We start from the raw sequence: 19,068 nt of genomic DNA, 5'->3' as shown, positions 1-19,068 counted from the left end.
GCAAAATGTGCAAAGTCTTTTGCTATATGAGCAACAATAACGCAATTACCAACTGACTTTTGCTTCAAAGCCACCTTCCGGAGCGTTGCCGAACGAGGCTGACATTCCATGCAGTGTTGCGATACGACGGACAATCGACAGACCGAGACCGCTGCCGGTCACGCTTTGTCCCGGTGGACGATAAAAGCGTTCACCGATGTGTGTAAGTACCTCTGGCGCAACGCCAGGACCGTTATCTTTGACGCTGAAGTTACGGGCGTTGAGCGTCACTTCCACAATGCTCCCCTGCGGACTGTAGCGAATGGCATTATCCAGCAGATTTCGTACCATCAGGCTCAGCAACAGCGGCTGTCCTGTACGCGTGATATTGTGCGCGTTAATCTGCAAACGTACGTCAATGTGCGCCTGCTGGGCCGGGTGGTAGATATCCATCACCGCGGATTGCAGTAGCTCCTCCAGCGAGATTTCTGCCACATCCTGAAGATTATCGAGGGAGTCGAGGCGCGAAAGCGTCAGGAGCTGATCGACCAGTCGGGTGGCGCGTTCAATTCCCGCATGCAGCTGCACCAGCGCTTTTTCCCGCGTTTGCGGGTCGTCGTCTGACAGTTGCACCACTTCGGTTTGCACCTTCAGCGCGGTCAACGGACTGCGCAGCTCGTGAGCGGCGTCAGAGGTAAAGCGCCGTTCGCGGACCATCATAGAGTGGATGCGGGTAAACAGCTGATTAAGCGATTCAACCAGCGGGCGCACTTCGCTTGGCACACCTTTCGGGTCGAGCGGTTCTTCTGACTCCGGGGCGCGCCAGCGCAGAGCTTGCGCCAGTTTTTTTAGCGGCCTGAGTTCGCGACTCAGCATGACCACCAGGATCAGCAACATCAGCGGCAGCGCAACCAGCCACGGGGTTAACTGTGCGGTAAGGATCGACAGCGCCATATCCTCCCGGTATTCCCACTCCTGGCCCACCACAATGCGATATTTTCCATCAGCGGAATTCAGCCACAGGAAGCGCCAGGAATCGTTGTCGCCCCTGAGTTGGCCGTCGCTAAACCCCTCCCGGCTGTAGCTGTAGGGAATATCCTGGCCATTGTCGCCATCGTGTAGCACCATTTTGCCGTCGGTGGAGTAGATGGCAAACGCCAGTGCGTCGTCATCAATATGGCCATGTTTCAGTTTTTTTGGCGTGCGGGCCATATTGTTTGAGGTGGTGACATCGCTGATATCCAGCGTGCTAAGCCGCTTGGCGAACAGCATCAGCTGCGTATCAAACAGCTCATCGACATTATCGGTAGTCTGCCTCCAGGCCACAAAACTGGATACGGCCCAGGTTGCTGATGCCAGAATCAGAAAAATAAGCGTTAGCCTGACTCGCAGGCTGAGGCGTTGTGTGAGTTTCATGCGTCACCCAGGGTATAGCCAATGCCATGCACGGTACGGATAAAGTCGCTGCCGAGCTTACGGCGTAAGTGATGGACGTGGACCTCAACCGCATTGCTGGAGACATTTTCGTCCCAGGTATACAGTTTTTCTTCAATCAGTTTGCGGGGCAGGACGCGACCTTTGTTGCGCATCAGCAGTTCCAGCAGCGCGAACTCTTTAGGTTTGAGTGACAAAGGTTCACCCGCCGCCGTGGCGACCAGCGCGCCGGGATCGAGCGTTACCTGGCCATGGCACAATGTGTTGCTGGCCTGGCCACTGGCACGACGTACCAGTGCCTCCAGTCTGGCGGCAACTTCGATCAGCGCAAAGGGTTTGCACAGATAGTCATCTGCGCCCAGGCGCAGGCCTTCTACGCGTTCTGCCAGCGCGTCGCGAGCGGTCAGAATCAGCACAGGCTCCTGCTTTCCGTTGGCTCGCCATTCGCGCAAAATGTCCCGTCCGTCTATGCCTGGCAGCGTCAGGTCGAGGATTACCGCATCATAAGGTGCGCTGTAGAGTGCTTCTTTCCCTTGGCGACCTTCGGTAAACCAGTCGATGCTGAAACCCATTTTACTCAGACCTGTTTTCAGGCCATCGCCAATCAACGTGTCATCTTCGATCAGTAAAATACGCATATGTTCATCCCTGCGATAACTCATTTGCAGTCAGTAAACCTGTGGCTACAGTCTCTGTACAGCAAAAAAAGTATCTTTTTTTGCCTTAAGAACTTGTTAAGGATTAACTTATTTAATAGTCGTAAACCAACATGAAAGGGAGACATGACGATGAAAAAATTAGCTGCAATGGTTGCCGTAATGGCACTGTGTTCTGCACCTGTTCTGGCAGCTCAGCAGGGCGGCTTCTCTGGGCCAACGACAACCACCACGCAGAGCCAAAACGGCGGATTTGTCGGCCCGAACGGTAGCAGCACGACGGTAGAAAGCGCCAAATCACTGCGTGATGACACCTGGGTTACCCTGCGCGGGAACATCGTTGAGCGTATTTCCGACGACCTGTACGTGTTTAAAGATGCGACCGGCACGGTGAATGTGGATATCGACCACAAGCGCTGGAACGGCGTAACCGTCACACCGCAGGATGTGGTTGAAATCCAGGGTGAAGTGGATAAAGACTGGAACTCCGTTGAAATCGACGTAAAACAGATTACCAAAGTTGCTAAGTAATCCCCATCAGGGCCGCATTCGCGGCCCTTTTCTTTGTGACTCAACACGCCAGATAGGGTAGTATCTGCGGCAATATTGCCCTTCAATAGAGGGGTACAAAGTTGAGGAACCACGATTAATGAGCGATATGGCAGAGCGCCTGGCGCTGCATGAATTCACGGAAAACGCCTATCTGAACTATTCCATGTACGTCATCATGGACAGGGCGTTGCCGTTTATTGGCGATGGTTTGAAACCCGTTCAGCGTCGCATCGTATACGCGATGTCCGAACTGGGGCTGAATGCCAGCGCCAAATTTAAAAAATCCGCCCGTACCGTCGGTGACGTGCTGGGTAAATACCATCCGCACGGCGACAGCGCCTGCTATGAAGCGATGGTGCTGATGGCGCAGCCGTTCTCTTACCGTTACCCGCTGGTTGACGGGCAGGGGAACTGGGGGGCACCGGACGACCCGAAATCCTTCGCGGCGATGCGTTATACCGAATCACGCCTGTCTAAATATGCGGAAGTCCTGCTGGGTGAACTCGGTCAGGGAACGTCGGACTGGGTGCCAAACTTCGACGGCACCATGCAGGAGCCGAAGATGCTGCCTGCTCGTCTACCAAATATTCTGCTGAACGGCACGACCGGTATTGCCGTTGGTATGGCAACGGACATTCCGCCACATAATCTGCGTGAAGTGGCAAAAGCAGCGATTACCCTGATTGAGCAGCCGAAAACGACGCTGGATCAGTTGCTGGATATCGTGCAAGGGCCGGATTACCCGACCGAAGCGGAGATCATTACTTCGCGCGCGGAAATTCGTAAGATTTACGAGAACGGACGCGGCTCCGTACGTATGCGTGCGGTATGGACGAAAGAAGACGGCGCGGTGGTGATTTCCGCGCTGCCGCATCAGGTTTCCGGGGCAAAAGTGCTGGAGCAGATCGCTGCTCAAATGCGCAATAAAAAGCTGCCGATGGTAGACGACCTGCGCGACGAATCGGATCACGAAAACCCGACCCGTCTGGTGATTGTCCCGCGCTCTAATCGTGTGGATATGGAGCAGGTGATGAACCACCTGTTTGCCACTACCGATCTCGAAAAAAGCTACCGTATCAACCTGAACATGATCGGTCTTGATGGTCGTCCGGCGGTGAAAAACCTGCTGGAGATCCTCACCGAATGGCTGGCGTTCCGCCGCGATACCGTGCGTCGCCGCCTGAATTATCGTCTGGAAAAAGTGCTCAAGCGCCTGCACATCCTTGAAGGTTTGCTGGTGGCGTTCCTCAACATTGACGAAGTCATCGAAATTATTCGTCATGAAGATGAACCTAAGCCTGAGCTGATGTCGCGGTTTGGCATTTCTGAAACCCAGGCTGAAGCCATCCTTGAGCTGAAATTGCGCCACCTTGCCAAACTCGAAGAAATGAAAATCCGCGGTGAGCAGGATGAGCTGGCGAAAGAGCGCGATCAGTTGCAGGCCATTCTGGCTTCCGAACGTAAAATGAGTAACCTGCTGAAGAAAGAGCTGCAGGCCGATGCAGACGCCTATGGCGACGATCGTCGTTCTCCGTTGCAGGAGCGCGAAGAAGCGAAGGCGATGAGCGAGCACGACATGCTGCCATCTGAGCCGGTGACCATTGTGTTGTCCCAGAGTGGCTGGGTGCGTAGCGCGAAAGGCCATGACATCGATGCGCCAGGATTAAGCTATAAAGCGGGCGACAGCTTTAAGTCGGCAGTGAAGGGTAAGAGCAACCAGCCGGTGGTGTTCGTGGACTCGACCGGTCGCAGCTATGCCATCGACCCGATTACGCTGCCGTCGGCGCGCGGTCAGGGTGAACCGCTGACCGGGAAGCTCACGCTGCCGCCAGGCGCGACGGTTGAGCACATGCTGATGGAAGGCGACGATCAGAAACTGCTGATGGCCTCCGATGCGGGCTACGGTTTTGTCTGTACCTTCAATGACCTGGTCGCACGTAACCGTGCGGGTAAGGCGTTGATTACGCTGCCAGAAAATGCGCGCGTGATGCAGCCGGTGGTGATTGAAGATGAAACCGACATGCTACTGGCTATTACTCAGGCTGGCCGCATGTTGATGTTCCCGGTGAGCGATTTACCGCAGTTGTCGAAAGGCAAAGGGAACAAGATCATTAATATCCCTTCAGCGGAAGCGGCGAAAGGCGAGGATGGCCTGGCGCAACTTTACGTGCTGCCGCCGCAGAGCACGCTGACCATCCACGTCGGTAAGCGCAAAATCAAACTGCGTCCTGAAGAGTTGCAGAAAGTGACCGGAGAGCGCGGCCGTCGCGGCACGCTAATGCGTGGTCTGCAGCGTATCGACAGCATTGAGATTGACTCGCCTCGACGCGCCAGTCACGGCGACAGCGAAGAATAACGCTACCGTCCGGCTCTCCCTGTTAAAGCCCAGGGAGAGCCAACGTTAAAAATTCCCGTGAAACCGTTGTTTATTCGTGCGTTGCGATTAACAATACGCTTTTCCAGAGAGCCGCCCTTAACAAAGCCCTAACCTGATACCGCGTGATGAATCAGGTGACGTAAAATGCCAGGCTCTTAGGCCTTAGAGGTTGTTATGCTATATATTTTTCGTTTAATTATTACTGTTATTTACTGCGTTCTGGTCTGTATTTTCGGTTGCATATACTGTCTGTTCAGCCCACGAAATCCAAAACACGTTGCAACGTTCGGCCATATGTTTGGCCGCCTGGCTCCCCTTTATGGCCTGAAGGTCGAGTGCCGCATGCCGGCAGACGCGCAGAACTATGGTAATGCTATCTATATTTGTAACCATCAGAACAACTATGACATGGTTACCGCTGCGAATATCGTTCAGCCGCCGACGGTGACGGTAGGTAAAAAAAGCCTGCTGTGGATCCCTTTCTTCGGGCAGCTGTACTGGTTAACCGGTAACCTGTTGATTGACAGAAACAACCGCGCTAAAGCGCACAGCACCATTGCTGCCGTGGTGAATCATTTCAAAAAACGTCGCATTTCTATCTGGATGTTCCCTGAAGGGACGCGTAGCCGCGGTCGCGGTCTGCTGCCGTTTAAAACCGGCGCGTTCCATGCAGCGATTGCTGCTGGTGTCCCGGTCATTCCGGTGTGCGTTTCCACAACCTCGAACAAAATAAAACTCAATCGACTCAATAATGGTCTGGCAATTGTCGAGATGTTGCCACCGGTGGATATTAGCCACTTTGGGAAAGATCAGGTTCGTGAACTGGCAGCGCATTGCCGCACGCTGATGGAACAAAAAATCGCAGAACTCGATAAAGAAGTTGCTGAGCGGGAAGCCGCCGGTAAGGTTTAATCCGCGCAATTCGGGTTTTTTACAGGAAATGACTTCCTGCGTGTTAATAGCCAGTTTTTTATGGAGTTTATATGTCATTCAGTCGGCGTCAGTTCATTCAGGCATCGGGGATCGCACTGTGTGCAGGTGCTGTTCCGCTGAAGGCTAATGCTGCCGGTCAGCAACAACCCTTACCCGTGCCTCCGCTGCTGGAATCCCGCCGGGGGCAGCCGCTATTTATGACGCTGCAACGTGCGCACTGGTCCTTTACACAAGGCACGCGCGCACCTGTATGGGGAATTAACGGCCGCTATCTGGGACCGACAATCCGTGTCTGGAAAGGGGATGACGTCAAGCTTATCTACAGCAACCGTCTGACTGAAAATGTCTCGATGACCGTCGCCGGGTTGCAGGTACCAGGCCCGCTGATGGGCGGCCCGGCGCGTATGATGTCTCCTAATGCGGACTGGGCGCCAGTGCTACCGATTCGCCAGAATGCCGCCACGTTGTGGTATCACGCCAATACGCCAAATCGTACCGCCCAGCAGGTTTACAACGGTCTTGCCGGGATGTGGCTGGTTGAAGATGAAGTGAGTAAGTCACTGTCTATTCCAAACCACTATGGCGTGGATGATTTTCCGATCATTATCCAGGACAAGCGCCTGGACAACTTTGGCACGCCGGAATACAGCGAGCCCGGTAGCGGTGGTTTTGTTGGCGATACGTTACTGGTCAACGGGGCGCAAAGCCCGTATGTCGAAGTCTCCCGCGGCTGGGTGCGCTTGCGTTTGCTGAACGCGTCAAACTCGCGTCGTTACCAGCTGCAAATGAGCGATGGCCGTCCGCTGCATGTGATTTCCAGCGATCAGGGTTTTTTACCTGCGCCTGTTTCGGTGAAGCAGCTCTCGTTGGCTCCGGGCGAGCGTCGTGAGATCCTGGTGGATATGACGAATGGTAATGAGGTCTCTATCACCTGTGGTGAAGCGGCCAGTATTGTCGACAGGATCCGCGGGTTCTTTGAGCCTTCCAGTATTCTCATCTCCACGCTGGTGCTGACTCTGCGTCCAACGGGCCTTCTGCCGCTGGTGACCGATAGCCTGCCAATGCGCCTGCTGCCAACGGAAATCCTCAGCGGTTCGCCGATTCGCAGCCGTGATATCAGCCTGGACGACGATCCTGGCATCAACGGTCAGCTGTGGGACGTCAATCGTATGGATATTACTGCCCAGCAGGGCTCCTGGGAGCGCTGGACGGTGCGGGCGGATATGCCCCAGTCCTTCCATATTGAAGGTGTTTCGTTCCTGATCCGTAATGTGAATGGCGCGATGCCGTTCCCGGAAGACAGAGGCTGGAAAGATACTGTCTGGGTTGATGGCCAGGTTGAATTACTGGTTTATTACGGACAGCCTTCCTGGGCCCATTTCCCGTTCTACTTTAATAGCCAGACGCTGGAAATGGCGGATCGTGGCTCAATCGGACAGATGTTGGTGAACCCGGCGCCGTAATGCGCCGGGGTATTCGTTACGCCCGCCAGAACATGCGCGAGAACAGGATCAGAATGGGGTAAATCTCCAGACGCCCCATGATCATGGCCGCGCACATCAGTAGCTTTGCTTCCTCGTTTAAGGTGCCAAATGTCGTGGCGGTGACGCCAAATCCCAGCCCCATATTGTTGATGCAGGCGGCGACGGTGGCGAAAGAGGAGAAGAGATCGTAGCCCATCAGATTGAGCGCCCAGATAAAAAAGCTGGTGAACAAAACGTAGAGAAAGAAAAAGCTCCATACCGAACGCACCACCCGATCGCTTACCACGCTATTGCCCACTTTGATGTTAAGCAGGGCACGGGGATGCGCGAGCTGGTGTAACTCCTGACGGCACTGCTTGAACATAATCAAAAAGCGTAGCACCTTAATCCCCCCGCAGGTCGAACCCACACAACCGCCGAAGAAACTGGCGCTGAGCAGCATGAAGATCGTGTGCGAAGGCCACTGCGCGTAATCCGCCGTCGACAGGCCATTATCTGTCAGCATCGAACTGGCCAGAAAAAAAGCATGCACCAGGCTGTCCGTTAATCCGTACATGCCTGCCCGCCAAACTTGCCAGGTGGCGATCAGAGTGACAACCAGAGCGATAAGCAAAAAGAAACGCAATTCGGCATTGCGACGAAAGGGTTTGAAGGTACGTTTCACGATAGCAACGTACCAGAGGGTGAAGTTAAACGCAGACAGCAGTGAAAATATCCCGGCGACAAGCTCAATGGCATGGCTGTTATAAAAGCCGATGCTCTCGCTGCGAGTGGAAAATCCGCCGAGAGAGACCGTCGACAGCCCGTGGCATAAGGCGTCGAAAAACGACATCCCGGCAGCCCAGTAGGCCAGAGTACAAATAAGACCCAGAATGACATAGGTCATCCACAGCGTGCGTGCAGTATCAGCAAGTCTTGGCGTGAGGCGTTCTTCTTTAAAAGGGCCCGGCATTTCAGACTGATACAGCTTCATGCCACCAATACCCAGCAGCGGCAATACCGCCACGGCGAGGACGATAACACCCAGACCGCCAATAAAATTGAGCTGAGCCCGATAGTACAGATACGACTTCGGCAAGGCGCTGACGTCATCAATCACCGTTGCGCCTGTAGTGGTAATCCCAGAAACTCCTTCAAACAGGGCATCCGCAAAAGAGAGGTTTAAGCCATCGTCCATCCACATCGGCATCGCGCTGATAAACGAAAACAACAGCCAGAACAGGACGATAATGACGAAACCATCCCGGGTGCGCAGTTGAATCCCCGCATGTTTGGTTGCCAACCACGCCCCGCCGCCGAGGGTGAAGAAAGTCATAAACGTGCTGAAAAAGGCGAACAAGCTCCGCTCTTTGTTTAACAAAGCGATGAGCATCGGTGGCAGCATAGAAAAGCTGTAGAGAAGAACCAGAAATCCGCACAGGTGAACAACAACCCGTAACTGGGAAATATGCAGTGAATCGTTGAGTCGCAATGAAAAATCCCCCGCCGAAAAAGAGTTATCTCAGCTGGCCGGCATGGTCTTAATTATGATTGATAAAAATGATCGTCGTAAAATTTAACAATTTATATAACTTTCTACTGGTCTGGTTCAGACTCCACTTCATTTCTTGCCGACATACAGCGTATAATCCTCGGCCTTTGATTATTTTTTTACCATTTTTGGAAGCATTATGAGCGCAATATCCCTGATCCAGCCGGACAGAGACCTTTTCTCCTGGCCGCAGTACTGGGCTGCCTGTTTTGGCCCGGCACCGTTTTTGCCGATGTCACGCGACGAAATGGACCAACTTGGCTGGGATAGCTGCGACATCATTCTGGTTACCGGCGATGCATACGTCGATCATCCCAGCTTTGGCATGGCAATTTGCGGACGTATGCTGGAAGCACAAGGCTTTCGCGTAGGGATTATCGCCCAGCCGGAGTGGAACAACAAAGACGATTTTATGCGTTTGGGTAAACCGAACCTGTTCTTTGGTGTGACCGCAGGCAACATGGACTCGATGATCAACCGTTACACCGCCGATCGCCGACTGCGCCATGACGATGCCTACACACCGGACAACGTTGCGGGCAAACGTCCGGACCGCGCCACGCTGGTCTATACCCAGCGCTGTAAAGAAGCATGGAAAGATGTGCCGGTTATTCTCGGCGGTATTGAGGCCAGCCTGCGCCGTACCGCGCACTATGACTACTGGTCCGATACCGTTCGTCGCTCTGTTCTGGTGGATTCCAAAGCCGACATGCTGATGTTCGGCAACGGCGAACGTCCGCTGGTGGAAGTGGCGCATCGTCTGGCGATGGGCGAAACCATCGATCAGATCCGCGACGTGCGTAACACTGCGATTATGGTTAAAGAAGCGCTGCCGGGCTGGAGTGGGGTGGATTCCACGCGCCTCGACACGCCGGGTAAGATTGACCCGATCCCGCATCCGTATGGTGAAGATCTGCCGTGTGCTGACAACAAGCCGGTCGCACCGAAAAAGCAGGAAGCGAAAGCGGTAACCGTACAGCCGCCGCGCCCGAAACCGTGGGAAAAAACCTACGTGCTGCTGCCGTCCTTCGAAAAAGTGAAGGGCGATAAAGTGCTGTATGCGCATGCGTCGCGTATCCTGCACCACGAAACCAACCCAGGCTGTGCGCGTGCGCTGATGCAAAAGCACGGCGATCGCTACATCTGGATCAACCCGCCAGCCATTCCGCTCTCTACCGAAGAGATGGATAGCGTTTTTGCGCTGCCGTACAAACGCGTGCCGCATCCGGCGTATGGCGACAGCCGCATTCCGGCCTATGAGATGATCCGTTTCTCGATCAACATTATGCGTGGCTGCTTTGGCGGCTGTTCGTTCTGTTCGATCACCGAGCACGAAGGCCGCATCATCCAGAGCCGCTCTGAAGACTCGATCATCAATGAAATCGAAGCCATTCGCGACACCGTTCCAGGTTTTACCGGCGTGATTTCCGACCTCGGCGGCCCAACGGCGAACATGTATATGCTGCGCTGTAAGTCACCGCGCGCGGAGCAAACTTGCCGTCGTCTGTCATGCGTTTACCCGGATATCTGTCCGCATATGGACACCAACCACGAACCGACGATTAACCTTTATCGTCGTGCGCGTGATTTGAAAGGCATTAAAAAGATCCTCATCGCTTCGGGCGTGCGTTACGACATCGCGGTTGAAGACCCGCGTTATATCAAAGAGCTGGCGACCCACCACGTTGGCGGCTACCTGAAGATTGCGCCAGAGCATACCGAAGAAGGCCCGCTGTCGAAGATGATGAAGCCGGGGATGGGCAGCTACGATCGCTTTAAGGAATTGTTCGATACCTACTCTAAGCAAGCGGGTAAAGAGCAATACCTGATCCCGTACTTTATTTCCGCGCACCCGGGTACGCGTGACGAAGATATGGTGAATCTGGCGTTGTGGTTGAAGCAACGTCGTTTCCGTCTGGATCAGGTGCAGAACTTCTATCCATCGCCGTTGGCGAACTCCACAACCATGTATTACACCGGGAAAAACCCGCTGGGTAAAATTGGTTATAAGAGTGAAGACGTGGTGGTGCCGAAAGGTGATAAGCAGCGTCGTTTGCATAAAGCCCTGCTGCGTTACCACGATCCAGCCAACTGGCCGTTAATCCGCCAGGCGCTGGAAGATATGGGTAAAAAGCATCTGATCGGCGGTCGTCGCGAATGTCTGGTCCCGGCGCCTACGCTGGAAGAGATGCGCGAAGCGCGTCGCCAAAACCGTCATACTCGCCCGGCATTGACCAAGCACACACCGGTGGCGCATCAGCGCCAGACGCCTGCCGCAAACAAAAAACGCGGGAAAGTGGCAGGGCGCTAATCTGCCTTGCCCGGTGGTGAAACGCTTATCAGGCCTACGAATAGCACGATTTTGTAGGCCGGATAAGGTGCTTGAACCGCCATCCGGCAGAGAGACTCAGTATTTATGCTTCACGAATTCTGGCCGCTAATGCGGCCAGTTTTGCATCATCCGCTCGTTCATGATCGTGTGACGAAAGATATCCTTCATACTGCTCGAAAAATTTGTTCTGCCGCGCTTCAATCGGTTTCCAGTGGGTTAGATCGCCAGTACCGTGCATGGGGCTTAATTTGCTGTGCACATGGTCTACGCCGAAACCTTCGAAGAACATCCCCGTACGACTGACATCCGGGAAAGCTTTATCCAGTTTCTTAGCCACTTTTTGGGTCGCCAGCATCAGATCAGCCAGTGCCTGCGGCGGCATATCGAAGGCATAGCTGGGATAATGCTTTTTCGGGATCACCACGGTGAAACCGTCGGTGTTCGGGAAAATCGACAGAAAAGCCAGATGATGCTCGTCTTCCCAGACCTTATGGCAGGGTGCTTTACCTTCAACTATTTGACAGAAAATACAGGTCATTCCTTTTCTCCGCAGGTAAGGTGATTCGTCAGGACGCAGTCAGTTTAGTACAGACCCAACACCTTCCACCACATCAGACCCACGGTGATAAACACCGCCTGGTTAAACAAGCTGATGATAAATCCTGTACGCCACCAGACGCCTGTTGGAACGTACCCGGCACCAAACAGGATTGGACCGCGAGCGTGGGTGTACTGGGTGAGCGAGCAGTACAAACTGCTGGTGAAGGCCAGCATTAATGCCGTGGGGGCTGCGGGAATATTCAGATGCAGGCCGACACCAAGGAAAACGGCGTACAGCGCGGCAATCTGTGCATTACCGCTGGCAAAAAAGTAGTGGGTATAGAAGTAGGCAGCGTTCAGCAGCAGCAGGACGATCACCCAACTGGTACCGTGCATAGTACTGCTCAGGCTATCGCCGATCAGATTGCCAAACCAGGTGGTGAAGCCCAGTTTTTTCAGTTGGTTCGCCATCATCAACAGCGCGGCAAACCAAATCAGTGTGTCCCATGCGCCTTTCTCGCTCTTCACATCTTCCCAGCTCAGAACGCCGCTTAGCAATAAAATGGACAGTCCCACGAACGAGGCAGTGGTGGCGTCGACGCCTAACGTATCGCCAAAAATCCACAGCACCAGCAGTACGCCGACGGTAGCCAGCATCAGCCATTCGCCGCGAGACATACTGCCCATTTCCGCCAGCTCTTTGCGCGCCAGGTTAGGGGCGTCCGGCGTGTGTTTAATTTCCGGGCGCACGATCCAGTAGACCAGCAGTGGAACCAGCAGTAATGACACAAGGCATGGCAGCAGAGCCGCCATAAACCAGCCGCCCCAGGTCAGCGTGACGCCCGCATTGGCCGCCAGTTTCACCGCCAACAGGTTGCCGGTATAGCCGGTCATAAAGAGCGCGGCGGTGACGTCGTTGACGTTGCCAATACAGGTGATAAGAAAGGTACCGATTTTACTGCGGGACTCATCTTCCGGGTTCGAATGGAAACTGCGTGCCAGAGAGTCAGCAATCGGATAGATGACGCCGCCGCAGCGTGCTGTATTACTCGGCATTGCCGGGGAGAGGATCAGATCGGCAAAAGCCAGACCATAGGCGAGTCCCAGCGTGCGCTTGCCGAGCAGACGGATCATCTGCAGCGCAATGCGTCGTCCGAGGCCTGTTTTGATAAACCCGCGGGCAATCATAAAAGCCACGACAATAAGCCAGATAAGTGAACTGTTCAGCTCACTCAGTGCCGTGGTGATAGCGCCGCTGGCGGTTTTATCCCCGGCAGCATAGGCGAGTGCAAAAACCGTAATCCCAATAATGCCGACCGCGCCGATGGGTAAAACTTTTGCCACGATAGAGGCAATAGTCGCGACGAAAATAATTGCTGAATGCCAGGCTGGCGCACTTAACCCGGAAGGTGGAGTAAGCTGCCACAGTCCGGCAGAAATGAATATTATAAGAATTAATGGGAGCCATTTGACTCCGCTACTTTTTTTCTCAGTCACGTTTACGCACCTATGGATATGGTGAATGTATTCATCAAATAAATATATTTATTTAATAATTAACAGGTTATGTTGCGTAATGCTGCTCCAGCGACTGCAAGAAATACATCAATATATGTGTGTGAATTGTTTCCTGATATTTCAAATCAGTAAAGGCCCGACGAGAGTGTCGGGCTGGAGGGAAGGGGTTAACCGCCGAACTGATCCGGGTCTGGCCCCAGACGTTTGCCCTGATCGAGTTTCGCGATTTCGCCTAATTCGTCTTTATCCAGGCGGAAGTCCCAGACGTTAAAGTTTTCTGCGATACGCGCAGGGGTGACCGATTTTGGAATCACCACCAGCCCGCTATCCAGGTGCCAGCGGATGACAATCTGCGCCGGTGATTTGCCATATTTCTCAGCGAGGTCACGGATGATCTTTTGATCAAAGACGTCTTTGCCGCCCTGCGCCAGCGGGCTCCAGGATTCGGTCTGGATTTTATGCGTTGCGTTCCAGGCGTGCAGTTGGCGCTGTTGCATAAGCGGATGAAGTTCGATCTGGTTAATCACCGGAGGTACGCCGGTTTCATCCATCAACCGCTGGAGATGATTGATCTGAAAGTTGCACACGCCGATGCTCTTAATCAGCCCTTCTTTTTGCAGGTCGATCATGTTTTCCCACGCTTCAACGTAGTGGTCGATCGCCGGAACCGGCCAGTGCATCAGGTATAGATCGAGGTAATCAAGCTGGAGTTTTTCCATGCTTTCGAGCAAGGCTTCCCGGGGGCGTTTTTGGTCATCATTCCACAGCTTGGTGGTGATGAATAACTCGTCCCGTGGTACACCAGCATCGCGTATTGCTTTGCCGACACCTTCTTCGTTTTTGTACGCCGCAGCGGTATCAATTGAGCGATAGCCCACTTCCAGCGCTTTATGAATGGCGGTGATGACTTCTTCGTTGCTTGCCTTCCAGACCCCCAGGCCCAGTTGTGGCATGACGTTACCATCCTGTAGCTTGATAATGGTTGGACTGGTCATAATTCCCCCCCACACTTAATCCTTCAGGCTGCCTCTTTGTTGGCTGCTTGCGTTTACCCCGGTCACGTACTTATGTACGCTCCCGGGGATTCACTTAATTGCCGCCTCGATGCATCATGAATGATTGGGTGTAAATTGAGTTCACCGGGGCAGCCCCCGGTGAGTTAGGTGTGACTTAAGCCTGGTATAAATACCCAAAAACGAAAGGCGGAGGTTAAAAAACCTTAGCGGGCAGCTTCGTAAATCCGACGGCTGACTTCAAGCGTAATGTCCTGATGTTCGCCCAGTTGCGTACCGCCGTGTGCTTCCAGTTTTTCCAGCAATGCCGGGATGGAGCTACCGTCCAGGCCATAGTCAGACAGGCGAGTGGGTACGCCCATTTGTTCGAAGAAAGCGCGGGTAGCGGCAATGGCGGCGTCGATGCGCTGGTCGTCGGAACCTTCGGTGATATTCCAGATACGCTCTGCGTATTGCAGCAGTTTGGCACGCTTGGTATCACGTTTTTCATTCCACAGCGCTGGCAGAACGATGGCCAGCGTTTGAGCATGATCCAGACCGTGCATTGCGGTCAGTTCATGGCCCAGCATATGCGTTGCCCAGTCCTGCGGTACGCCTGCGCCAATCAGGCCGTTCAGCGCCTGGGTTGCCGCCCACATGACGTTCGCACGCACGTTGTAGTTTTCCGGCTCCTGCAAGGCTTTCGGACCTTCTTCTACCAGCGTGAGCAGAATGCCTTCGGCAAAGCGATCCTGAATTTTCCCGTCTACCGGATAAGTCACATACTGTTCCACGGTATGCACGAAGGCATCCACGAAGGCATCCACAACGCCGTTTGCAACCTGACGCGGCGGCAGGGTGTAGGTGTAAACCGGATCCAGAACGGCAAATACTGGCTGCACAAACGGGGTCATAAAGGCCAGTTTATCGCCGGTGGTTTTACGCGAAATTACCGCGCCGGAGTTAGATTCAGAGCCGGTTGCAGGCAGGGTTAATACGGAGCCCATCGGGATGGCGCTTGTTACGTCGTTGCCGTGGGTTTCCAGAATGCGCCATGGATCGATGCCATCAGCGTACTGTGCCGCTGCCGCGATGAATTTGGTGCCGTCCAGCACTGAACCGCCACCTACCGCCAGCAGAAACGTCACGTTCTCATCACGCACGATTTTTACCGCGTCCATCAGCGTTTCATAAGACGGGTTTGGCTCGATACCGCCAAACTCCAGCACATCCAGGCCTTTCAGCGCGTCCTGAACCTGCGCCAGGACGCCAGTTTTTTTCACGCTGCCGCCGCCATAGGTAACCAGTACGCGAGCGTCCTGAGGAATTTGATCGCGCAGCTCAGCAATCGCGCCTTTACCAAACAAAATACGTGTTGGGGTATGGAGATTAAAGTTGTTCATTGCTCGTTCCCTTTGGTGGGTAATAAAAGAGGGCAGGTGAGTGTCTGCCGGATGATGAACATTGTGGTCGCCCGCCGCGCTGCTCTCAATGCTCATTTCTGCCGATGTCTTGCCCATTTCTACAGACTGCTGGAGAAAACGGATAAATCTGCGCATTATGTCAGGGTCGAAAACCGATGATGAAATGGTGTCCCATGAACCGTGATGAGATCTGTCTTCTGCTGACAGATAAAATTAAGCAGCTGAAAAACAATGAAAATAGACTTAACGAACTGCTGCCAGATGTCCGCCTGCTACACGGTACGGAGCCGGCGGCGCGTACACCGGTCATGTATCAGCCAGGCATCATATTTCTCTTTTCGGGACATAAAATTGGTTACATCAATGAGCGCGTATTTCGCTATGACGCCAACGAATACCTGCTGCTAACCGTACCTTTACCCTTTGAATGTGAAACCTATGCGACGCCGGAGGTTCCTCTGGCCGGTATTTATCTGAATGTCGATATCCTGCAATTGCAGGAGCTGCTGATGGACATTGGGGAAGACGAGCTGTTCCAGCCCGCCATGGCGGCCAGCGGGATTAACTCTGCAACGCTCTCTGACGAAATTCTCTGCGCTGCTGAGCGCCTGCTGGATGTGATGGAGCGACCGCTGGATGCGCGTATTCTGGGGAAACAGATTATTCGCGAGATCCTCTACCATGTGCTGACCGGACCGCGCGGCGGCGCGTTACTTGCTCTGGTCAGTCGCCAGACGCATTTCAGTTTGATAAGCCGGGTACTGAAGCGGATTGAAACCAAATACACTGAAAACCTCAATGTAGAACAGCTGGCGGCAGAGGCGAACATGAGCGTGTCGGCGTTTCATCATAATTTTAAAGCGGTGACCAGCACGTCGCCGCTGCAATATCTTAAGAGCTATCGCCTGCATAAAGCACGGATGATGATGATTCACGATGGAATGAAGGCCAGTGCGGCTGCCATGCGCGTCGGCTATGAGAGCGCATCGCAATTCAGTCGGGAGTTCAAACGTTTCTTTGGCGTAACGCCGGGGGAAGATGCGGCAAGAATTCGTATGATGCAGGGGAGTTGATTTCTTGTAGTAGGCCTGACAGGTATACCGTAGGCCTTAAAGCCGCGCGCCATCAGGCATAATGCCGGGAATTACCCCGGCTACGGATAATACTCAGGCGCTACAGTATTTTTTTTTAATCACCACGAACAATGTTCCCAACAATCCTGCGGTTAACAGGGCAATCGGCAGGATCATTAGAAAGGTCATCACCTGATCTTCATGGCGTTTAACGAACGGGATCATGCTCAGCGCATAGCCGAAACTGGTGACGACGGTGACCCACAGCAGGCCACTCAGCCAGTTAAAAAACTGGAACCGACGGTTAGGAAGCCCTGAAATGCCCGCCATCGTTGGCAGTAAGGTGCGAACAAACGCCAGGAAACGCCCTGCCAGCAGCGCCATCAGACCGTGTTGGTCAAACATGCAGGTCGCGCGCTGATGGTATTTTTCCGGTAATTGCGCCAACCAGCCTTTCACCGTGCGCGTGTTGCCTAGCCAGCGTCCCTGAATATAACTCAGCCAGCAGCCCAGACTGGCTGCGGCCGTCAGAATAGCTATGGTAGGTAAAAAACTCATCACGTCCTGAGCGATCAGCGCTCCTGCCAGTAATAACAGGCTGTCTCCGGGTAAAAAGGAGGCGGGCAGCAGGCCATTTTCTAAAAACAGCGTGGCGAACATGACGAAGTACACCACGCTCACAACGTGCGGATCCGCCAGTGCGGCAAAATCGTGTTGCCAGAGCGCGGAGACAATATCTTGAATGACTACCATGGACTTTCCTGTGGAACAGCGTTTATGTGTGGATTGTACTCCTGAATTGCCCGGGATGCCTTGATCCCGGACGCAACAATTGCAGACTTTTCCACCAGAAGTGTCTGCTTATATGTCCATCTGTGGCAATTTTACTCGATTCGGGCAAATCCTGCGGCCAAATCGGCAATCAGATCGTCAACATTCTCTAAACCGATATGTAAACGGATGAGCGTTCCGCTGAAATCCACCTCGCCTTGCGGACGGATTGCCGCAATGTGTTCCGGCTGGTTGGCGAGAATCAGCGACTCAAAACCGCCCCAGGAGTAGGCCATGCTGAACAGGCTGAAGTGATCCAGATACGCAGCAAGCTCCTCATTATTGAGCTTCTTGTTCAATACAAAGGAGAACAGGCCGCTACTACCGGTAAAATCACGCTTCCAGAATTCATGCCCTTTACTGCCGGGCAGTGCCGGGTGGTTCACGCGGGCGACCTGCGGATGGCTGGCCAGCCACTCGGCGACCTTTAAGCTGCTTTCATGGTGCTGACGCAGGCGAACGCTCAGCGTACGCAGTCCACGGCTGGTCATATAGGCGGTATCGGCGTCCAGCATTTGCCCCATCAGATAGGCATTTTCGCGCAGTTGATCCCAGCAGCGGGCATTAGATACCGCCGTGCCGACCATGCCGTCAGAATGACCAATCAGATATTTGGTGCCTGCCTGAATAGAGATATCGATGCCAAAATCCAACGCTTTGAACAGCACCCCGGCAGCCCAGGTGTTATCAATCATGATGATTGCATCCGGCGCGACGCTTCTGACGGCGGCAACAATAGCGGGAACATCATGCACTTCCATAGTGACAGAACCGGGAGATTCCAGAAATACGACTTTCGTGTTCGGCTGTATGTGCTTAACGATATTGGCGCCAACCAGCGGATCGAACCAGCCGGTGGACACGCCGAGCTTACCGAGAATTTTGGTGCAGAAATCCTGACTGGGTTCATAGGCGGTATTGGTCATCAGCACATGATCCCCTTGCTCCACAAAGGCAAGGATGGTGTTGGCAACGGCCGCCGCACCGCAGGGGAACAGCGCGCAACCCGCGCCGCCTTCCAGTTCGCACATCGCTTCCTGCAGAGAGAAATGCGTCAGGGTTCCGCGACGCCCATAGAAAAGCGCACCGTTCGCCCGGTTGTGCGTGGCCTGTTTTTTGGCCTCTACGGTGTCAAAAACCAGCGAAGAAGCGCGCTGGATCACGCTATTTACCGAGCCCAGCGTGTACTTTTTACTGCGTCCTGCGTGAACGAGTTTGGTTTCAAGTTGCTTATCTGCCATGTTGTCTTACCTGTTTTTATACGTCTGGATGTCTAAACTACCATGAATCAAAGATGACGCATCCTGCAGAACGGTCATACAGTAGAAAATAATCTCAAAATGCTTCTGGTGACTTTTTTACTGCGTAAGCGCAAGGAAAAGAAACCAAAGGTGCGGCAATATGTAAATAGT

At 53.7% G+C, this 19,068-nt stretch carries 15 protein-coding genes; 6 read left to right on the top strand and 9 right to left on the bottom strand.

Annotated features, from left to right (window positions below):
- Window positions 1–45: 45 nt before the first annotated feature.
- Both qseC and qseB read right to left on the bottom strand, forming a co-directional pair.
- Window positions 46–1,395, bottom strand: coding sequence for a quorum sensing histidine kinase QseC (gene qseC, locus OGY33_RS14075; protein WP_100271902.1), 1,350 nt, complete (start codon window positions 1,393–1,395; stop codon window positions 46–48).
- The gene (gene qseB, locus OGY33_RS14070) at window positions 1,392–2,051 is read right to left on the bottom strand and encodes a quorum sensing response regulator transcription factor QseB (RefSeq protein ID WP_003828394.1); all 660 of its coding nucleotides are present in this window, start codon (window positions 2,049–2,051) and stop codon (window positions 1,392–1,394) included. The genes qseC and qseB overlap by 4 nt, the downstream gene beginning before the upstream one ends.
- Before the next feature lie 150 nt (window positions 2,052–2,201).
- Between qseB and OGY33_RS14065 the strand changes: the two genes are divergently transcribed.
- The 4 genes from OGY33_RS14065 to ftsP all read left to right on the top strand — a co-directional run bounded on the left by OGY33_RS14065 (window position 2,202) and on the right by ftsP (window position 7,394).
- The gene (locus tag OGY33_RS14065; protein ID WP_003024544.1) at window positions 2,202–2,600 is read left to right on the top strand and encodes a YgiW/YdeI family stress tolerance OB fold protein; all 399 of its coding nucleotides are present in this window, start codon (window positions 2,202–2,204) and stop codon (window positions 2,598–2,600) included.
- 118 nt (window positions 2,601–2,718) lie between these two features.
- The gene (parC, locus tag OGY33_RS14060) at window positions 2,719–4,977 is read left to right on the top strand and encodes a DNA topoisomerase IV subunit A (RefSeq protein WP_003828391.1); all 2,259 of its coding nucleotides are present in this window, start codon (window positions 2,719–2,721) and stop codon (window positions 4,975–4,977) included.
- Window positions 4,978–5,172: 195 nt separating this feature from the next.
- On the top strand, window positions 5,173–5,910 hold the full coding sequence (plsC, locus tag OGY33_RS14055; RefSeq protein WP_003024540.1) for a 1-acylglycerol-3-phosphate O-acyltransferase: 738 nt from the start codon (window positions 5,173–5,175) through the stop codon (window positions 5,908–5,910).
- Between the two features lie 71 nt (window positions 5,911–5,981).
- The gene (gene ftsP / locus OGY33_RS14050) at window positions 5,982–7,394 is read left to right on the top strand and encodes a cell division protein FtsP (RefSeq protein ID WP_032945022.1); all 1,413 of its coding nucleotides are present in this window, start codon (window positions 5,982–5,984) and stop codon (window positions 7,392–7,394) included.
- Between the two features lie 16 nt (window positions 7,395–7,410).
- On the opposite strand, the gene OGY33_RS14045 is transcribed toward ftsP, so the two are convergent.
- A complete protein-coding gene (locus tag OGY33_RS14045) occupies window positions 7,411–8,886 on the bottom strand; it encodes a TrkH family potassium uptake protein (protein WP_020996330.1) in 1,476 nt (491 codons plus the stop codon).
- A gap of 199 nt (window positions 8,887–9,085) precedes the next feature.
- Between OGY33_RS14045 and OGY33_RS14040 the strand changes: the two genes are divergently transcribed.
- On the top strand, window positions 9,086–11,257 hold the full coding sequence (locus tag OGY33_RS14040; RefSeq protein WP_003024532.1) for a YgiQ family radical SAM protein: 2,172 nt from the start codon (window positions 9,086–9,088) through the stop codon (window positions 11,255–11,257).
- A 103-nt stretch (window positions 11,258–11,360) separates the two neighbouring features.
- Here the strand turns inward: OGY33_RS14040 and OGY33_RS14035 are convergent, their stop codons facing one another.
- The 4 genes from OGY33_RS14035 to yqhD form a co-directional block, all read right to left on the bottom strand.
- Window positions 11,361–11,816: an HIT family protein gene (locus OGY33_RS14035; protein ID WP_008785817.1), complete on the bottom strand. Its 456-nt coding sequence runs from the start codon at window positions 11,814–11,816 to the stop codon at window positions 11,361–11,363.
- A gap of 44 nt (window positions 11,817–11,860) precedes the next feature.
- Complete coding sequence (locus OGY33_RS14030; protein ID WP_003828381.1) at window positions 11,861–13,315, bottom strand: DASS family sodium-coupled anion symporter; 1,455 nt, start codon at window positions 13,313–13,315, stop codon at window positions 11,861–11,863.
- A gap of 188 nt (window positions 13,316–13,503) precedes the next feature.
- Complete coding sequence (dkgA, locus tag OGY33_RS14025; protein ID WP_032945014.1) at window positions 13,504–14,331, bottom strand: 2,5-didehydrogluconate reductase DkgA; 828 nt, start codon at window positions 14,329–14,331, stop codon at window positions 13,504–13,506.
- A gap of 224 nt (window positions 14,332–14,555) precedes the next feature.
- Window positions 14,556–15,731 (bottom strand): alcohol dehydrogenase, encoded by a 1,176-nt coding sequence (gene yqhD / locus OGY33_RS14020; protein WP_286571857.1) that lies wholly within the window; start codon window positions 15,729–15,731, stop codon window positions 14,556–14,558.
- A 194-nt stretch (window positions 15,732–15,925) separates the two neighbouring features.
- Between yqhD and OGY33_RS14015 the strand changes: the two genes are divergently transcribed.
- Window positions 15,926–16,825 (top strand): AraC family transcriptional regulator, encoded by a 900-nt coding sequence (locus OGY33_RS14015; RefSeq protein ID WP_136392350.1) that lies wholly within the window; start codon window positions 15,926–15,928, stop codon window positions 16,823–16,825.
- A gap of 93 nt (window positions 16,826–16,918) precedes the next feature.
- Here OGY33_RS14015 and yghB read toward each other — a convergent pair whose 3' ends face one another.
- Entirely contained in the window at window positions 16,919–17,578 is a 660-nt protein-coding gene (yghB, locus tag OGY33_RS14010) for a DedA family general envelope maintenance protein YghB (protein WP_003024510.1), read from the bottom strand.
- Between the two features lie 131 nt (window positions 17,579–17,709).
- Window positions 17,710–18,897 carry a cystathionine beta-lyase gene (gene metC, locus OGY33_RS14005; protein WP_149608030.1) on the bottom strand — a complete coding sequence of 396 codons (1,188 nt, stop codon included), beginning with the start codon at window positions 18,895–18,897 and terminating at the stop codon, window positions 17,710–17,712.
- Window positions 18,898–19,068 lie beyond the last annotated feature (171 nt).

The organism is Citrobacter sp. Cpo032, assembly GCF_030332975.1.
GTDB classification, from domain to species: Bacteria; Pseudomonadota; Gammaproteobacteria; order Enterobacterales; family Enterobacteriaceae; genus Citrobacter; species Citrobacter portucalensis.
The sequence above is the reverse complement of the archived record's forward strand: the minus strand, read 5'-3'. Positions and strand labels throughout refer to the sequence as shown.